Source organism: Glutamicibacter sp. X7 (genome assembly GCF_054889245.1).
Map to the genome: position 1 here is coordinate 335,478 of NZ_CM142678.1, position 17,955 is coordinate 353,432.

At 62.7% G+C, this 17,955-nt stretch carries 11 protein-coding genes; 7 read left to right on the plus strand and 4 right to left on the minus strand.

Annotated elements, in window-relative coordinates; all coding sequences use genetic code 11:
- The first annotated feature begins 763 nt into the window (after window positions 1-763).
- The 5 genes from ACYU0X_RS01745 to bioD all read left to right on the plus strand — a co-directional run bounded on the left by ACYU0X_RS01745 (window position 764) and on the right by bioD (window position 11,630).
- Window positions 764-7,126: a prealbumin-like fold domain-containing protein gene (locus tag ACYU0X_RS01745; RefSeq protein WP_461901925.1), complete on the plus strand. Its 6,363-nt coding sequence runs from the start codon at window positions 764-766 to the stop codon at window positions 7,124-7,126.
- Between the two features lie 244 nt (window positions 7,127-7,370).
- Complete coding sequence (bioA, locus tag ACYU0X_RS01750) at window positions 7,371-8,693, plus strand: adenosylmethionine--8-amino-7-oxononanoate transaminase (RefSeq protein WP_418908223.1); 1,323 nt, start codon at window positions 7,371-7,373, stop codon at window positions 8,691-8,693.
- Window positions 8,690-9,844, plus strand: coding sequence for an aminotransferase class I/II-fold pyridoxal phosphate-dependent enzyme (locus tag ACYU0X_RS01755; RefSeq protein WP_461901926.1), 1,155 nt, complete (start codon window positions 8,690-8,692; stop codon window positions 9,842-9,844). Before bioA ends, ACYU0X_RS01755 begins: the two co-directional genes overlap by 4 nt.
- Entirely contained in the window at window positions 9,841-10,923 is a 1,083-nt protein-coding gene (locus ACYU0X_RS01760; RefSeq protein WP_461901927.1) for a cytochrome P450 family protein, read from the plus strand. Before ACYU0X_RS01755 ends, ACYU0X_RS01760 begins: the two co-directional genes overlap by 4 nt.
- On the plus strand, window positions 10,920-11,630 hold the full coding sequence (bioD, locus tag ACYU0X_RS01765; protein WP_461901928.1) for a dethiobiotin synthase: 711 nt from the start codon (window positions 10,920-10,922) through the stop codon (window positions 11,628-11,630). The genes ACYU0X_RS01760 and bioD overlap by 4 nt, the downstream gene beginning before the upstream one ends.
- Before the next feature lie 124 nt (window positions 11,631-11,754).
- Here bioD and purL read toward each other — a convergent pair whose 3' ends face one another.
- The 3 genes from purL to purS are packed head-to-tail and all read right to left on the minus strand — an operon-like array spanning window position 11,755 to window position 15,058.
- Window positions 11,755-14,058: a phosphoribosylformylglycinamidine synthase subunit PurL gene (gene purL, locus ACYU0X_RS01770; RefSeq protein WP_418908227.1), complete on the minus strand. Its 2,304-nt coding sequence runs from the start codon at window positions 14,056-14,058 to the stop codon at window positions 11,755-11,757.
- Window positions 14,055-14,807 carry a phosphoribosylformylglycinamidine synthase subunit PurQ gene (purQ, locus tag ACYU0X_RS01775; RefSeq protein ID WP_461901929.1) on the minus strand — a complete coding sequence of 251 codons (753 nt, stop codon included), beginning with the start codon at window positions 14,805-14,807 and terminating at the stop codon, window positions 14,055-14,057. Before purQ ends, purL begins: the two co-directional genes overlap by 4 nt.
- Complete coding sequence (gene purS, locus ACYU0X_RS01780; RefSeq protein WP_461901930.1) at window positions 14,807-15,058, minus strand: phosphoribosylformylglycinamidine synthase subunit PurS; 252 nt, start codon at window positions 15,056-15,058, stop codon at window positions 14,807-14,809. Before purS ends, purQ begins: the two co-directional genes overlap by 1 nt.
- A 167-nt stretch (window positions 15,059-15,225) precedes the next feature.
- On the opposite strand from purS, the gene ACYU0X_RS01785 reads away from it, so the two are divergent.
- Window positions 15,226-15,630 carry a YchJ family protein gene (locus ACYU0X_RS01785; protein ID WP_461901931.1) on the plus strand — a complete coding sequence of 135 codons (405 nt, stop codon included), beginning with the start codon at window positions 15,226-15,228 and terminating at the stop codon, window positions 15,628-15,630.
- Here ACYU0X_RS01785 and ACYU0X_RS01790 read toward each other — a convergent pair.
- Window positions 15,627-16,430, minus strand: coding sequence for an ankyrin repeat domain-containing protein (locus ACYU0X_RS01790; RefSeq protein WP_461901932.1), 804 nt, complete (start codon window positions 16,428-16,430; stop codon window positions 15,627-15,629). The two genes, ACYU0X_RS01785 and ACYU0X_RS01790, sit on opposite strands and share 4 nt — an antisense overlap.
- A 316-nt stretch (window positions 16,431-16,746) precedes the next feature.
- Here ACYU0X_RS01790 and rlmC point away from each other — a divergent pair, with 316 nt between their 5' ends.
- Window positions 16,747-17,871, plus strand: coding sequence for a 23S rRNA (uracil(747)-C(5))-methyltransferase RlmC (rlmC, locus tag ACYU0X_RS01795; protein WP_461901933.1), 1,125 nt, complete (start codon window positions 16,747-16,749; stop codon window positions 17,869-17,871).
- Window positions 17,872-17,955: the final 84 nt, after the last annotated feature.

Consider the following 17,955-nt stretch of genomic DNA (forward strand, 5'->3'; position numbering starts at 1 on the left):
GTCCTTCGGCGACAATTTAGCGGAACGTGCCCGGCCTCGACCCTGTGAGGTTCATCGACTGGGGGACGGCTTGTCTCCATGTCGAGTCTTTCTACCTCGAAACGCTTTAGGCAATACGCATAAGGCTCTCGTGGCGTGACGCTGAGGCGCATCCACGTACCCAACGCGTAATAACGGGATTTGCTCGCCATGCGGTGTGGCGCATTGCGCTCTCTTCTCCTTGGCCTTCGCGAAAGTTATTAAAGGGCTCGCAAACCGATCTGAGTAGTGGGTTAATTTCTTTGCCCGAAAACCTTAGAAATGCGAGGGGTCGTGTTTACATTCATTACCACCTAGTAGCTAAATCGCTACCGCCCAGTAGTAACGATTAAAACCTTAATTCCCGCCGAAATACCTTGGGATTCAGTAAAAATTGGGTGTAGTTTAACTGGCATCGGGGAGCTGTAATGTCTTGGGGGCGAAAGTAATAATGACCAAAAAGTAACTTCTGGGCGCTCTGCCTAATATCTGACTTATTCCGCGGCCGGATGACCTTCGGCCGATAAGCGGGACAACACTGCCGACGTTGCTATGCGCATTAAGTTCATAGCGCTAATTGTCGTGCCATTTTGCGTAGCGAGAACAAAGAATTCATGCGCTACGCCCACACTCGTACAATCAAGGGGTCTAAATGTCTAGGCATTTAAGGCGGAGTGGCTTCAGTGTCATCCGCCATGAGATAGCGCGCAGAGGCGGAAAGCCTGCGCTGGCAATTTTTGCCACGATGTCGATATTTCTTTCGGTGCTTGTTCCAGGTGCCGCGGTAGCCGCGGAAGAAACCGAAGAGCCAGCGCAAAGTATCAGTTCACAAGAGACAACGGACGAGCAGCGAAGCTCAAGTCCGGCGGCCGAATCAACCGAACCCAGCGTGGAAACCGAGCAGGCAGAGGACACAAAGGTTGTAGCGGATCCATCGGTAACACCCGTGGACAATGAGCCAGAGCTCGCAGAGGAGACTGCGGCAGACGGGCCGAGCAAAGCACCCGCTAAAGAACCGGTAGCCGCACCAGAAGCGATAGAAAGCGCGGACGTTTCCGCCGAGGACGAGGGCTCGGCGCAGAAGCCGGCCGCCAAACTGGCGGCTCCACTACAAGCTCCCGCGAAGCCGGCAGTTGCCGGGGTTTGCGACACCAATAGCGGCGACGGGAGCGTCACCCAGTTTGCGCAGCGTTCTGATGAGACCGATTGGACTCCCGGCAATGTGCACGATGGCCTGTATGAGGGCGGTGTGGTGCATGAGCGAGTCATTATGAACCTGCCGGCCGGTGAAAATGAACTGGTCATTCAATACAAGGTCAAGGAAGCCAGCAAATGGGCCTATGACTTCTTGCTGAACTACGAGATTACGGGGCCGGACGGTACCTCGATCAGCAATATCAACGTCATCCCGGGCGGCAGCGACGACGCAGCCGAACGCACCGACACCGTAGAAGTCACCATCTTCGTCGGTGGGGACGAACCCGAGAACAACGTGGTCCTGTTCTTCGACGCGCATATTGCCTCGGAACTCGATCATGGTCCGGGCACCGGTGCCTCGTCGATTAACGGTTCGCCCTATCACGTGAACCTGTTGAGCCTGAACTGTGCCCCCAGTGGGCAACAGGACAACCAGATCCAGGCAGCAGCTGTGCAGGTTGGTTTCGTCACCGTCGTTAAGGAGGCCGTGCCAGCCGACGGCACCGACTTCGACTTCACCCTGTTCGAAGACCGTTTCGGTGATTCCGTGGGCTTCCAGCTCGATGACAGTGCCGAATCCGATATGGGCAACGAACTGCCCGACAGCGTGACCTATACGGTCGCCCCCTCGAATGTGACGATTAGCGAACAGGACATCCCCGAGGGGTGGAGCCTGAACAATCTCGTATGTGAGGGCACCAACGCAACCTGGGGTGGTGGATCGTCCATCACCTTCGCGTTGGCCGACAACCAGCAGGTCACCTGCACCTTCACCAACGAGAAAGTGCAGTACGCCGACCTGTCGCTGACCAAGACCGTAGAGCCTTCCTTCGATCGTGATTATGACTGGACGATCGACAAGCACCTGGCCGAAGGCCAAGAGCAGACGGTGAGTTCGGAGAACAGTACCGAAGGGTTCGATTACCAGCTTGACGTGACGGCCTCCGAGGCGAAAGACGATAATTTCGAACTGTCCGGCACCATCACCGTCACGAATCCCAATGATGTTGCCGTCGACGGCGTATCACTCAGCGATGAGCTCGACGGTGCTCAGTGCACCATCAGCCGGGCCGGCGAGCCCATCGGGGATACGGTGAGTGTGGCTCCAGGAGAAAACCAATTCAGCTACGAGTGCGACCTACCGGATTCAACCACTGCCGAGAGTGCCGGAACCAATACGGTCAGCGCCACCTGGGATGCCGACGCCTATTACGGCACCACGGGTACCGCAGAGGGCAGTGCCGACTATGACTTTTCGGCGGTGAACCCGAACATTACGGATGGCGAAGTGACGGTCACCGACGACCACTATGATCTGTCCACCTTGCCCGGCGGCAACGTGGTGCATGTCAGTGAGGCCCCGAAGAGCTTCAGCTACACCCTTGACTGGGACGGAACGCCCGGTCATTGTGTCGAGGGAACGAATACCGCGACGCTGACCAGCGATGATGCTCAGGACCTCACCGATTCGCAGACCGTTGAGCTTTGTGTGGGCGCGAATCTTTCGGTGAGCAAGAACGTCGTCACCAGCTTCGACCGCTCCTACCTGTGGGGCCTCGATAAGGAGCTAGTCTCTGACGAGCCGATCACCGCCGACGAGAACGGTGAGTTCACGGCCGAGTACCGGGTGACGGTGACCCGTGAGGGCACCTCCGACTCGAACTGGGCGATGAGCGGTGAAATTACCGTTCAGAACCCGAATGAGTGGCAGGACATCGAGGCAACCGTAACCGACAACGTGGATATCGGCGGCGGCGCGCAGTGCACCGTGACCGGTGTTGTGGGTGAGCCGGAGCGGACGGATGCAGACCCCGCAACGCCGGGATTCCAGGTCACGATCTCACAAGAGACCCGCGAACTGGTCTTCAGCTACAACTGCATCTTCGACAGCCAGCCAGAATACGAAGGGACCAACACCGCAACGGTGAGCTGGGACCGCGAACAGGCCCACACCACCGAGTCGCAGGCCAGTGGCGCCGCGGAGGTGACCACCGAAGGATGGAGCCAGACCCCGGTCAACAAGCAGGTGGAAATCACCGACGACCACTTCGACTTCGAACCTGACTGGGTGCTGGACTATGACTCGGCCACCGACGAAGAGCTCACACGTAACTACACGCTGAGCTGGACGGTAACGGAGCAAGGAACCTGCCAGATCTTTACCAACGTCGCCACGCTCACCGGTTCGGAAGGGTTGGTGCTCGGCGATGAACAGGCCGTCACCGGATGTCGGGAGGCGAGCCTGACGGTCGATAAGAGCGTGGATGCCGGCTACGACCGCACCTACCTTTGGGATATTGACAAGGAGTTCGCCGAAGGTCAGGAGCCCGAGGTCATTGTCGATAACGACGGTAATGCCACCGTTACCTACCGTGTGACGGCCAGCAACACCGGGTACACCGACAGCAACCAACACATGTCGGGTGTCATCACGGTAAGCAACCCGAACGACTACAAAGACGTCGAAGTCACGGTCGCGGACCAGACCACGCTCGAGGGAGTTGCCTGCGTGATCGACCCGGAGCAGGACGTGAATCCCGGTGTTGATGGAGTGCAGATCCTCGTCCCGGCGGCCACTGCCGAAGGCAACGGGCAAGCTCAGGCGAACTATGCCTGCGATGTCTCCGCCGTAACCGAGCAGGACTACTCGGGGCACAGCAACACCGCCACGGTCAGCTGGGGCGAGGGCAACGAGGCCAACAGCGCTCCGATCCCGGTGGAATTCCTGCTCGGGAACACCACAGATGAGGCGGTGGATGTTTACGACGATATGGCCGGCACGAGCGAGAATCCGCAGTGGTTGGGCAGCGTCAACGTCAAGGATGGAAGTGGAAGTTTCGATTATCAGATCGAGTTCACCGACATTCCACGCGATGAGCAGTGCCATGAATTCACCAACGTGGCCTGGGTCGATCTCAGTGGAGGAGAGAATCCACGGGATTCCCTCACGGTGAGTGTCTGCGACCAGAAGCAACTGACCGTCACCAAGGAAGTCACGGCCGGTTACGACCGTGATTACAACTGGTCGATCGAGAAGCAGGTGGAACAAAGCCGTTACTTCACCGATGGAGATGGGCAAGTCACCGCGCGCTATACCGTCACCGCCACCCCATCCGAACCCATGGATTCGGATAAGAGCGTTGCCGGTACCATCACCGTCAACAATCCGAATACCGGCGCCGGTGACCAACTGGTGACCGTCAGCGACACGCTCGGTATCCCAGAGTCCAGTTGCCTAATCCTCGGAACGGATGCCGACGCGGAGGCCGACGGCTTCCAGGTGATGCTTGGCGATGGTGAGCAGATCACCCTCGATTACGAATGCCAGATTCCCGCCGATACCGATGTATCGCAAAGCTACGAGAACACGGCATCGATCAATTGGGGCGTGGACCGCTCGGCAACGGCCACGGTCGAGTTCGACTTTGAACTCAACGAGCTTACGGACGACAGCGTTCAGGTGACCGACGACCAAACTAACCCGGAGAACCCGGTGCAGTTGGGTACCGCCACGGTCAATGACCCACAGTCGCAGGTCTTCAGCTACGACCTTCAGCTAGATGGGGTGGCCGGTGAATGTACCAGCTACACCAATACGGCCGTAATTGACGAGGTCCGCGGGGCGGACGAGGACAACACCGGTTCGGCTCTCACAGAAGTCTGCGCCGGGGCGGAGCTGGTGCTCGATAAGAACGTCGTCACCAGTTTCGACCGCAGTTACGACTGGGACATCCAGAAGGAGGTACTCGGCCAGTCGCCTTTCGCGGCCGACCCCGACACCGGTGAAGTAACCGTGGATTACCGAGTCACGGTGACCCCGACGGGGCACGAGGATTCGAACTGGGCGATGTCTGGAACCATCGAACTGCAGAACCCGAATTCCTGGCAGGACATCGCGGTGACCTTGATGGATGAGACGGATATCGGTGGCGGTGCGAGCTGCCAGATCACCGGTACGCAGGATGGCACCGTGGCCGACATGTCACCGGACCCGGGCTTCCAAACCGTGATCCCGGCAGACACCACCTGGGTGCTGAACTACCTGTGTGAGATTCCGGAGCAACCCAATTACGAGGGCCGGAATGTCGCGACGGCAACATGGGACGCCGCGCAGGCGCACACCGCACAGTCGACGGCGAGCGCCGAGGCGCCCGTTGTCGCCGACGAGTGGTCGCAGACGCCGCTGAATGAAACGGTGACTATCACCGATTCGCGGTACGACTTCGACCCGGAGTGGACCGTTGAGCTATCCGAGGAGCCGCAGAGCCGCGACTACTCGGTGACCTGGACGGTTGATCAGGCCGGTGAATGCCAAGAGTTCGAAAACATCGCGACCCTCACCGGAGCCGATGGGCTAGTCAAAACCGACAACGAGATCGTGCAGGCCTGCCGCGAGGCGGCCCTCGAGATCTCCAAGACGGTTCAGGCCAGCTATGACCGCAGTTACCTGTGGGATGTGCAAAAGGACCTGTCCGAGGGGCAGGAGCCGCGAGTGGTGATCGATGAGGACGGTACGGCCCGTGTCGAGTACACCGCGGTGGCCAGCAACACCGGCTACCAGGACTCCGACTGGACATTGGATGGCACCATCACCGTGCGGAACCCCAATGAATACACCTCGCTCGAGGCGACACTCGAAGACCACGTCCAACTCGAAGGAGTAACCTGTACCCCCAGCCAGAGCGAAATCTCGCTTCCGGCCGGCGGCGAAGTGACGGTGGACTACGACTGTGACCTCAGCGCCGGTGTCTCCGAAGAGGACTACGCGCAGAGTCTGAACACCGCCACGGTTAGCTGGGGTGAGGACCGTTCGGCGAGCGTCGAACAGACCTTCTCCTTCGATCTCGATGTGCAGAGCGACCACGAAGTTTCGGTATTCGACGATTTCGCGGGAACTACCGAGCAGCCACAGCTGCTGGGTACCGCAACCGTCGATGAGTCGCCCAAGAGCTTCGACTACAGTGTCGAGCTGCAGGGCGAAGGTGGAGTGTGCACCACGCACACCAATACCGCCTGGATCGATCTGAGTGGCGAAAACGATCCTCGTTCCGAGGCGCAGGTGCAGGTGTGCGAGCAGCTGCCGCTGAGCGTCACCAAGGATGCGGCGGCCAGTTTCGACCGACTTTACCTGTGGGATCTGCAGAAGCTCGTGGATCGCACCAAGCTCACAGTGGACCAAAACCACACGGCGAACTTCCGGTACACCGTGGCGGCCACACCGGATGGTGTGCAGGATTCGGGGCATCGGGTCACCGGCACCATCGCGGTGAGCAACCCGAACGCCTTCGCAGAGGCCGAAACCATTGCGACGGTCAGTGACAGTCTAGATATTCAGGGCGTCAGCTGCAGCGTGATGACCAAGGATGAGGACCCGGAGGCCGATGGTCTGCAGGTGCTGATTCCCGCTGGCTCCGCGCAGGGTCCGGCCATGGTGGAGCTCGACTACGAATGCCTGGGTACACCCGAGCAGCTCGATGGGACGAATACCGTATCCGTCAACTGGGGTGAGGGCCGTAAGGCCACGGCGAGCGCCGCGGTTCACTACGACATTGCGAAGGAGACCAATAAGTCGGTCACCGTTCTCGATGACAAGGCGAACCCCGACAGCGAGCCGATCCAGCTGGGTGTTGCCACGTGGAACGCGGAGGGTAACGCCACCGAGTTCAGCTACCTATTGCAGCATCGGGCGGTCACCGGTGAATGTACGAAGTTCACCAATACCGCGCAGATCGCCGAGACCGGGCAGGACGCGCAGAGCACCGTGCAGCTGTGCGGCCGGGCCGCACCGAAGCCGCCGGTGCTGGTGGAAACCGGCGTGTCCTCCGCTATCTGGACCCTGATGGGTCTCGGGGCGGCAACCCTGGTGGGCGGGGCATTGCTGCTCCTGCGCACCCGGCGGCGTATGGGCTAGGCGGTAGCGCCGATATTTCATCGAGACACACCGTGGCGGGTCTTCCCTCTCAAGGGGCGGGCCCGCCACGGGCGTGTCTCGAGCTTTGTGAGCGGTGATTGCGTACAAGATTTGCCGTGGGTACCCGTGGTCGCCTAGGCTTTCAGCCATCCATTGAACACTGTTCAGGAACCGAGGTAAGACCGTGCCACTTTCCAGTGCAGCGCCCATAATATCTTCGCGGCAGAGGCCCGCGAGCCGGGGATTGATCGAACGGGACGCCGGGTTGCTGGCCCACCCCTACGCACCGGTCGACGAACCACCACTTTTCGCCGTCGAAGCGGCTTCCGGCGCCCGGCTGACCCTGCGTGACGCCGATGGCACCAGCCACGAGGTTATCGACGGCATGGCCTCATGGTGGTCCGCGATCCACGGGTACCGCCACCCCCGGCTCGACGCGGCCGCGCGCGGGCAGCTCGAGCACTTCAGCCACGTCATGTTCGGTGGGCTGACCCACGCCCCGGCGGTAGAGCTCGCCGAACGATTGACCGCTCTGGCGCCGGGCGGATTGCCGCATGTGTTCCTCGCCGATTCCGGCTCGGTGTCGGTGGAGGTGGCGTTGAAACTCGCGGTTCAGGTGCAAAGCGCACGGAACCGTCCACAACGGCAGCGTTTCCTCAGCCTGCGCGGCGGATACCACGGAGACACCACCGGGGCCATGGGGCTTTGCGACCCGATTGATGGGATGCACGCCTCGTTCGACGGGCTACTGGCACGCCACGAATTTCTCCCCGTACCGCCCGCCGGGTCGCGCGACGCCAGGGGCGAGTGGAGTTACGACGCGCAGCAACTGGAACAGTGGCGGGCCCAGACCACCGAGATCCTGCAACGTCACGAGGGAGAACTGGCCGGAATTATCGTCGAACCGGTGGTCCAGGGCGCCGGAGGCATGCGCTGGTACCCGCCGGCGGTGCTACGGATCCTGCGCGACCTGGCCGACCGCTGGGACCTGCTACTCATCGCGGACGAAATCGCCACCGGATTCGGCCGCACCGGGAGCCTTTTCGCCTGCGATCAGGCCGACGTCGTGCCCGACATACTGTGCGTGGGGAAAGCCTTGACCGGCGGCTATCTCACCCTCGCGGCCGTGCTCTTCAGCGAGCGGGTTGGTGCCACCCTGAAGGCCTCGGAGCACGGCGCGATATTGCACGGCCCGACCTTTATGGGAAACCCCCTGGCCTGCGCCATCGCCTGCGCCTCGCTCGATGAACTCGGTGTCGGCGCGGCACCCGAGGCGAGCTGGGCGCGGCACATCCAGCGCCTCGAAGGCGCGCTGCGCACCGGATTGGCCCCGGCCCGAAGCCTGAATTCGGTGAGCGACGTGCGGGTACTTGGCGGAATCGGCGTGTTGGAACTGAGCACGGGCGTCGATGCTCGCCGCGTGTCACAGCGCGCGGTGAAATACGGGGCCTGGGTGCGGCCCTTCCGCAATCTGGTCTACGTCATGCCGCCCTACGTCACCAGCGACGCGGAGCTGGGCACGCTCACCAACGCCATGGTGCACGCGGTCGCGGAGGTCCACGGATGAGCGGCAGCTGGGATTCCTGGCTGGCCGACCGGGCTCGGGTCCGGCAGGCCAGGGGAGTGCAGCGCCACGATCCGGTACGCCGGATGCGATTCGATCTAGCCTCGAACGACTACCTTGGCATGGCCCACAACCCGCAGGTGACCGCGGCGGCGGTCGAGGCCGTGCGGCGTTACGGGTGCGGGGCCGGGGCAAGCCGCGTGGTCACCGGGACATCCGAGCTACATCATGGGCTAGAGCAGGCCCTAAGCGAGCTGACCGGACGCAGTGAGGCGCTGAGCTTCGCCACCGGCTACGCCGCCAACCTCGGTGTGCTCAACGCCCTCGCCGGGCCCGGCACGCTACTCGTACTCGATGCGCACGCCCATGCCAGCCTGCACGACGGGGCACGACTCGCGGCGCACCGCACGCCGACGCTCTTCGCCCACAACGATCCCGCCGAGCTCGAACGCATCCTCGCCACCCGCACGCAACCGCGCGCACTCGTGGCGGTCGAGTCAATCTACTCGGTCCTTGGCGACCGGGCTCCATTGACCGAGCTCGCCGCGATCTGCGCCCGCCACGACGCCCTGCTCATTGTCGACGAAGCCCACGCGTTGGGAGTCAGCCACCCCGGAGGGGAAGTGCGAGCCGCCGGGTTCCACCAGGCGGCCCATGTGCTGGTGACCACCTCGCTGTCCAAGGCCCTTGGGGCGCAGGGTGGTGCCGTACTTTTCGGCGGCCCCAATGCCCGTAGCTTTCGAGAGCAGCTGGTCAACGCGGCGCGCAGTTTCATTTTCGACACCGCGCTGGCCCCGGCGGCCGCCGCGGCCGCGCGCACCGTCGCCACCATGCTGTGCACCGACCCAAGTCCGCTGGCGCGTCTGGCCCAGCGCAATCGGCAGATTCTCGAGGCCTTCGCGGACCTTGGCTGCTTCGAGCCCGGGGCCGGCGCCATTCACTCGCTACGCATGCCCGACGCCGAAACCGCCGCGCACGCCATGCAGGCCCTGGGTGAATCCGGTATCGCGGTGGGGTGCTTCCGGCCGCCGAGCGTGCCCGATGGGTTCTCCCGGCTCCGGCTCACCGCCCGTGCAGACCTGGACCCCAGCGAACTAGCACAGGCGTTGACATTGATTCGCGCCACCCTCGCCCCACAGGGAGCCTTTGCATGAACGACACAGCACTTCTGAGCGTCGCCGATCCTGCCTTGGTGCGGGAGGTCTTCGAACGCACCGAGCAATTCGTGCCCAGTAACGCCCTTACGGCCGTCACCGAGCTGAGCCCGCAGGCCCTGCGTATTCTCGCACGCGAAGGATTCGCGCTACCGCCGGTACTCGCTTCGGCCAGCGGCCCGGAACATTTGCGGGTGCGCCGCATCGTGGCTAAATTCTTCAGCCCCGCCAAGGTCGGTGCGGTGGCGCAAAGCATCCGAGATGTCGCGCGAAGCTCGGCCCGGTTATCGGCCGACCAACTGGCCGCGCAGGGCCGGAGCGATCTTTCCGGTACGGTAGCCGCGGACGTCCCGCCACGAATTATGGGCACGCTACTTGGCGTCGAGCTACCGGATCAGCGGCTACTGAAAATCTGGAGCCGGGATTCGCTCGAGTTGTTCTGGGGTTGGCCGGATCGGGAGCGGCAACTGCAACTGGCGCAAAGCGCGGCGCAGTTCTACGCCTGGCTGCGGGACAGCGTACGCCACGCGCAGGGCCAGCAGAATCTGTGGGGCGTCCTCGGGGCCGCCGGTGTACCCGAGCGGGAAATCTGCTCACTCGGGTACTTCCTGCTCATTGCCGGTCAGGAAACCACCTGTCTGCTGATTCAAACCGTGCTCTACCGTGCGCTGCGCGACCCCGCGATCTGGGAAGCGTGTGCGCGCGGTAGCCAGGACGCTGCCCCAAACTTCGTCAAGCGGGTGCTTGCCACGGAGTCGTCGGTGCATACCTGGCGTCGCGCGGTTACCGAAGACACCGAGCTCGGCCCCCACACGCTACCGGCCGGCGCCGAAATCCTGCTGGAACTATCCGGAGAACATCTGGCAGCAGACCCGTACGGCCATAGGCTCGCCTTCGGGCACGGCTTGCACCGTTGCCTCGGTGCGCGGCTGGCCGAAATGGAGGCCGTCATCGCACTTGAAGAAACGGCCCGCGCGCTACCGGATCCCGCCGCGCTCGCCGTCACCGAATGCCCAGAATCCCAATGGTTGAGGTTGCTGTCCTTCCAAGCCCCACTGAAAGTTGAGGTGCAGTCGTGAAATTGTGTGTGACCGGTACGGATACCGGCGTCGGAAAAACCGTCAGCACCGCCGCATTGGCCACCGGCTACGCGCTGGCCGGCTTATCGGTCGCGGTGTATAAACCCGTGCAAACCGGAGTGCTCGGCGATCAGGCAGGAGACATCGACGAGGTGCGGCGGCTCAGCGCACAGGTGTTGGGCACCAACGCGAGTGCCCTCTCGGTGAGCGAAGGCTGTCGCCTGCGTGAACCCATGGCACCTCGGGCGGCCGCGGCCGCAGAAAACGCCGTACTACCGAGGTTGGCAGACCATCTCGAGCGGCTGGCCAAACTCGAGGAGGCTTTCGACGTGGTCATTGTGGAGGGGGCCGGGGGGCTGCTGGTCGAGTTGACCGAGGCGGGAGAGACGCTGGCCGATCTGTGCCGCGCCTTCGAAGCCGAACTCGTGGTGGTGACCCGTCCGGATCTGGGGACGCTGAACCATACCGGGCTGACGCTGATGGCCGCGCGCTCCCTCGCACTGCGCTTGGCCGGGGTGCTCATTGGCAGTTGGCCGCAGTATCCCCAAGCCCTGCACCTATCCAATCGCAGCGCGCTGAAGCAGAGTTGCGCCGCCGCCGACATTCCTTGGTTGGGCGTACTGGCCGAACATAGCGGTTTAGCCGCTGGGTTTACTCCGGAGGTTGTCAGCAGCGTGGTGCTTCCGCGCGCCTCTGCGGCGGTGTAGTCCGGCAGATGCGATGACTCCGCGGTGCTCACGGAGATCTGGCTCCGTGGCTTGGTCGTGAAACACTTCGGGCCCCGATCCACAATGGATCGGGGCCCGAAGTTCGGAAACTTACCGAGGGCGACTACCCGAAGTACTTCTCCATGGTTCCTTCGTTGGCCTCACGCAGCTCGTCCACCGTGGCGGTGAACAGACCCTGCACCTCGAGGGCGCCGGACTGCGCATCAACGACGCCGAGGCGGGCCACGGTGATGCCGCGGGCGCTGGTCATATCGTTGAAGCGAACCTCTTCGCTACGAGGCACGGCCACTAGGGCACGGGCCTGCGACTCGGAGAACAACGCGGTGAATGCGTCAATGCCGTCGCGCTGGCAGATTTCATCCAGGGCCACCCGGGCACCCACGCCGTAGCGCAACACCATCTCGGACAGGGCGGCGGCGAGGCCACCTTCGGAGAGATCGTGCGCGGCGTCGACCATGCCGTCGCGGCTGGCGTTGATCAGGATCGCGCCCAGCGCCTTTTCGGCTGCCAGATCGACCTGCGGCGGCAGACCGCCGAGGTGCCCGCGCAGGTTCGCGAATTCCGAACCGTCCAGCTCATCCTTGGTGGTACCGATGAGGTAGATGGCCTGGCCGTCGGCCTCCGGACGCCAGCCCGAAGGGGTGCGGCGCGCCACGTCATCCAGCTTGCCCAGGGTGGCAACCACCGGGGTCGGGTGAATGGCCTTGTCGCCGGTCTGGTTGTACAGCGAGACGTTACCGCCGGTCACCGGCACACCCAGTTCCATACAGGCGTCGGACAGGCCGCGGATACCCTCGGCCAGCTGCCACATCACGTCCGAGTCTTCCGGGGAGCCGTAGTTGAGGCAGTCGGAGACGGCGGCCGGGATAGCGCCGGAGGTGGCGACGTTGCGGTAGGATTCGGCCAGTGCCAGCTGGGCGCCGACGTACGGGTCGAGGTAGGTGTAACGACCGTTGGCGTCGGTGGCGATGGCCACGCCCAGCCCGGTTTCTTCATCCACGCGCACCACGCCGGCATCATCCGGGGCGGCCAGTGCGGTGTTACCGCCGACGTAGCGGTCGTACTGGCGGGTGATCCAGGACTTGTCGCACATATTCGGGCTAGCGATCAGCTCGAGCACGGCGGACTTCAGCTCCTCGCCGGTGGACGGCAGGTTGGCGCCGGCCGCCGAGGAACGGAAGGTGTCGGCCTGCAGGGCGTCCTGCCACTCGGGGCGGGCGTAGGGGCGGTCGTAAACCGGGCCGTCGTGCGCCACGGTCTTCGGGTCCACGTCCACGATGACCTCACCCTTCCAGGTGATGATCAGTCGGTTGGTGTCGGTGACCTCGCCCAGCCAGGAGTATTCCACACCGTACTTGTCCATCACGGCCTCGAAGGCGGCGACATTGGCCGGGGTAACCACGGCCATCATGCGCTCCTGCGATTCCGACATCAGGATTTCGCCCGGGGTCAGAGTGGGGTCGCGCAACAGCACGTCGGTCAGCTCGACCTGCATGCCGCCCTCACCGTTGGAGGCCAGCTCGCTGGTGGCGCAGGAGATACCGGCCGCACCCAGATCCTGGATGCCTTCGACGAGCGAGGACTTGAACAATTCAAGGCAGCACTCGATGAGGACCTTTTCGCTGAAGGGGTCACCGACCTGCACGGCCGGACGCTTCGAGGGCTTGGTGTCGTCGAAAGATTCCGAGGCGAGCACCGAGGCGCCACCGATGCCGTCGCCGCCGGTGCGAGCACCGAAGAGCACAACCTTGTTGCCCACGCCCGAGGCATTGGCCAGGCGCAGATCCTCGTGGCGCAGCGCGCCCACGGCTAGGGCGTTCACCAGTGGGTTGCCCTGGTAGATCGGGTCGAAGACGGTTTCGCCGCCGATATTCGGCAGACCCAGCGAGTTGCCGTAGCCGCCGATACCGGAGACCACACCGTGCACCACACGCTGGGAATCCTCGTGGTCGATGGCACCGAAACGCAGCGGGTCCATGACGGCGATGGGGCGGGCACCCATGGAGATGATGTCACGCACGATGCCGCCGATACCGGTGGCCGCACCCTGGTAGGGCTCGACAAAGGAAGGCGAATTGTGCGATTCGATCTTGAAGGTCACGGCCCAGCCGTCGCCCAGGTCGGTCACGCCGGCGTTCTCGCCGATGCCGACCATCAGGTCCTTCTTCATCTCCTCGGTGACCTTTTGGCCGAACTGGCGCAGGTGGTTCTTCGTGGACTTGTAGGAGCAGTGTTCGCTCCACATCACCGAGTACATCGCCAACTCTGCGGCGGTGGGACGGCGACCGAGGATCTTGACGATCTCATCGAATTCGTTCTGCTTCAGGCCCAGCTCGGCCCAGGGCAGCTCCACATCCGGGGTGCCTTCGGCGTTTTCGACCGTGTCGATGTTGAATTCCTGGGTCACTTCTTGCCTCCAACAAGGTGGGTCAAAACGCTGGTGAAGAAGGTCAGCCCGTCGGTGCCGGTGGCATCCGGGCCGAAGCCGACCTCGATGGCATGCTCCGGGTGCGGCATGAGGCCCACCACGTTGCCCGCGGCGTTGCTGATACCGGCAATCGAGCGGCGCGAACCGTTCGGGTTCCATCCCACGTAGGAGAAGGCCACACGGTTCTCGGCCTCAAGCTCGTCCAGGGTCTTCTCGTCGGCGACGTACTGGCCGTCCTGGTTCTTCAGCGGGATGGTGATCTCTTGACCCGCCGCATAACCGTTGGTCCACGCCGTGGTGTTGTTCTCCACGCGTAGCACCTGGTCGCGGCAGATGAAGCGCAGGTGATCGTTCTTGATCATCGACCCGGGCAGCAGGTGCGACTCGGTGAGGATCTGGAAGCCATTGCAGATCCCGAGCACCGGAAGCTTGGCCTCCGAGTTCGCTGCGTCGACGATCTTGGACATCATCGGGGCAAAACGCGAAATCGCGCCGGCACGCAGATAATCGCCGTAGGAGAAGCCACCGGGGATGATGACGGCATCTACGTCGCCCAGATCGGAGTCCGCGTGCCACAGGGATACGGACTGAGCGCCGGCGGCGCGTACGGCGCGTGCGGCGTCGCGGTCATCCAGCGTGCCGGGGAAGGTCACAACGCCAATGCGGGCGCCGGAAAGTTCAGCGGTTGGCGTCGAATAATCGCCAATCAGGGGTAGGTCGTTGCTCATTAGTCGTCGATAACCTCGACGTTGACGACATCTTCGATGACCGGGTTCGAGAGCATGGTCTCGGCCGCTTCGCGAGCCTGAGCGAGGATTTCTTCGGTCACCTCACCGTCGACGGACAGTTCGAAGCGCTTGCCCTGACGGACGGCTTCAAAGGCCTTAAAGCCGAGCCGGGGCAGTGCCCCAGCAATTGCCTTGCCCTGAGGGTCAAGGATTTCGGGCTTGAGCATGACATCAACAACGATCCGGGGCATCCGGCATATCTCCTGTGCGCGAGGGGGTTTAATGCCACACGGATTGCCGTCTCACACCAAAGGGTAATGGCGCTCCGCGAGCTTGCGTACCTAAGTCTACCGGGAACGCAGGGTGCTCGCGGTGTCGCGTAGCGCACGTTTGAACCGCTGGCGCGTAAGCTGGCCGCATGAAGAGCACTGCCCCTTGTCCTTGCCGCGCACTTGAAGACCAGCCACGCAGCTATGGCGAATGTTGCCAACCGTGGCATCTCGGGCGTGCCGATCGCTCCGCGCTTCCGCCCACCGCCGAGCAATTGATGCGCTCACGCTACTGTGCCTTCGTGCTCGAGCTGGGGGAGTATCTGCTGGACACCTGGCACCCGGATACTCGCCCTGCCGACGTGGAGTTCGATAAGACGGTGAACTGGACCGGATTGGAAATTCTCGCCACCCGGGCCGGTGGAGCGCAGGCCACACGCGGGGTGGTTCATTTTGTGGCCCACTATCGCAGTGCGGGACGGGAGGACAGCCAAGAAGAACGCAGCACCTTCATCCGCGAGGACGGGCTGTGGTTCTACCTCGACGCGCTTTAGTGCGCGGTGTACTGACGCAGGATGGCGAGCATACGTGAATGACCGCGTTCGGCGGCAATATCAACCGCGCTCTTGCCGGTGGGATCCAGGAGTTGCGGGTCGGCTCCGCCTTCGAGTAACAGCTTCACCACCGAGAGGTAGCGGCTGGAATTGCCGCCCAATACCGCCGCCTCATGAAGCGCCGTCCAGCCCAGGTCGTTGACCCGGGAGACCGATAATCCGTGTTGCAACAGTAGTTTGACCGCGGCCGGATGCCCATTTTCGCTGGCCACCATCAGAGCGTCGGAACCGAGCCGATTAGTGGCCTTGATATCCGCGCCATGTTCAAGGCAGGAGGAGAGCACAGTGGTCATCCCATTGGCGCTAGAGCGCAGGTACGGGGTGTCGCCCATCGGATCACTGGTGTTCGGATCGGCTCCAGCGCCGAGTAGCGCCAAGGCAATGTCCTCGCGCTTGTGGATTACCGCGCGCATGAGGGCGCTGCGACCAGAGGCATCGAGCGCTCCGATATCGGCCTTGTTGTTCAATGCTGCGCGGGCCTTAGTGGTGTCGCCGTTCTTAATGGCGGTGAACAACTCTTCGGTGGCGGGGCTTAGCTTGACCGAAGGGCTGGTGGGCTCGACCATCAGTGCATCCGATTCGGCCACGCTGCCTCCGCTGGCGAGTGGGCCGATACTCTGGGCTGGATCGCTCGTGCCCGAAGGGGTCGCAGTGGGCATCCGAGATGCGGTGGCGCGCGCGGCACCCTGACCGCTGGCCGAACCGTTGGCGCGACCGGCCGAAGGCGTTGAGCTGGGCATGGAGCTGTTCGACGGGGCCTGAGAGAGACTGGCCTCGGCGGTGGGAGATGAACTTGGCGAACTACACCCGGTGCTTACAACGCCAATTAGCGTCGCAACAGCCACCACGGAGATGCCAGACGTTCGGCGGCGTGCCGAGCGGTTCATGCGTACTATCATCGGCCCCATTCTAGATCGAGTGCACAAGGTCTCGTCGTCGACCCTTGCCGGGTCGATCATATGCGAGCCTACCCGCGGAGTCTGGAAATTTACGGTCAATAACCGTTGAGTATGCTTCATTCGCCGGTGGTAAGTGGTCGCTAAGATTGTAGACACCATGGAATGTCTGTATTTCGCCGCCGAGCGGTGCCGCTCCTGTACCCAATTGGCCACGGCCTACGAGCAACAGTTGCGGACCAAGGCCGAGCATTGCGCGGGCTTGCTGGCCGACTTCGATAGTTTGCGTATGCTTCCACCGCAGGCCAGCGCCGAATCCGGGTTTCGGAATAAGGCGAAGATGGTGGTGGCGGGAACCAGCCAGAATCCGACCATTGGCATTCTCGACGCCGACGGCCACGGAGTTGATCTGCGCAATTGCGGCATTTGCGACCCGGCGCTCCGGGCGGCCTTTGGCATCATTGAGCGATTCATTATTCGGCTGGGGCTCATCCCTTACGATGTGCCGCGCCGCAAGGGCGAGCTGAAGCATGTGATCATCACGGTAAATGAGGCTGGCGCACTGATGGTGCGTTGGGTTCTGCGTACCAAGAAGCATTTTGTGGCGCTGCGCGATTCGTTGCCCGAGTTTCTCCGGGCACTCCCGCAGGCCACGGTGGTGTCGGTGAATTTCTTACCCGAGCACAAGGCGGTGCTGGAGGGTCCCGAAGAGATCGTGCTGACCGCCGCGCAGACTCTGTCCTTTACCCTCAACGGGGTACAGATGCATTTGCGTCCGCAGGGTTTCTTCCAAACCAATACGCAGATCGCGGCCGCACTTTATCGGCAGGCGCGGTTATGGATCGACGATATTGCCCCGGCTAGCCTGTGGGATCTCTATAGCGGCGTGGGAGGCTTTGCGTTGCACTGTGCGCGGCCCGGGCGGCAGGTGGTTGGGATCGAAACCAGTGACCAGGCGGTGCAGGCCGCACGGGTCTCGGCGGCCGAGCTGGGATTGGATGACATTGAGTTTTTCTCCGGCGACGCCACGGAGTTTGCGGTACAAAGCCAGACCGCTCCGGAAGCCGTGATCGTTAATCCGCCGCGACGCGGCATCTCCGCGGAGCTCGCCGACTGGCTCAATGACTCTGCGGTGTCCCATGTGGTCTATTCGAGCTGTAATGCCAAGACCTTGGCGCGTGATTTGCAGCGTATGGATAATTTCCGGCCCGTTCTGGGCCGTGTCATGGATATGTTTCCGCAAACCGATCACTATGAGGTCATCACCCTGCTCGAACGTCGCTGACATGAGCTTATCGAATGCCCCCGCCTGCGCCGGGGGCATTCGTCGTTAACGCCGGTTGCTAGGGGGCTTTCTTAATATGGTAGG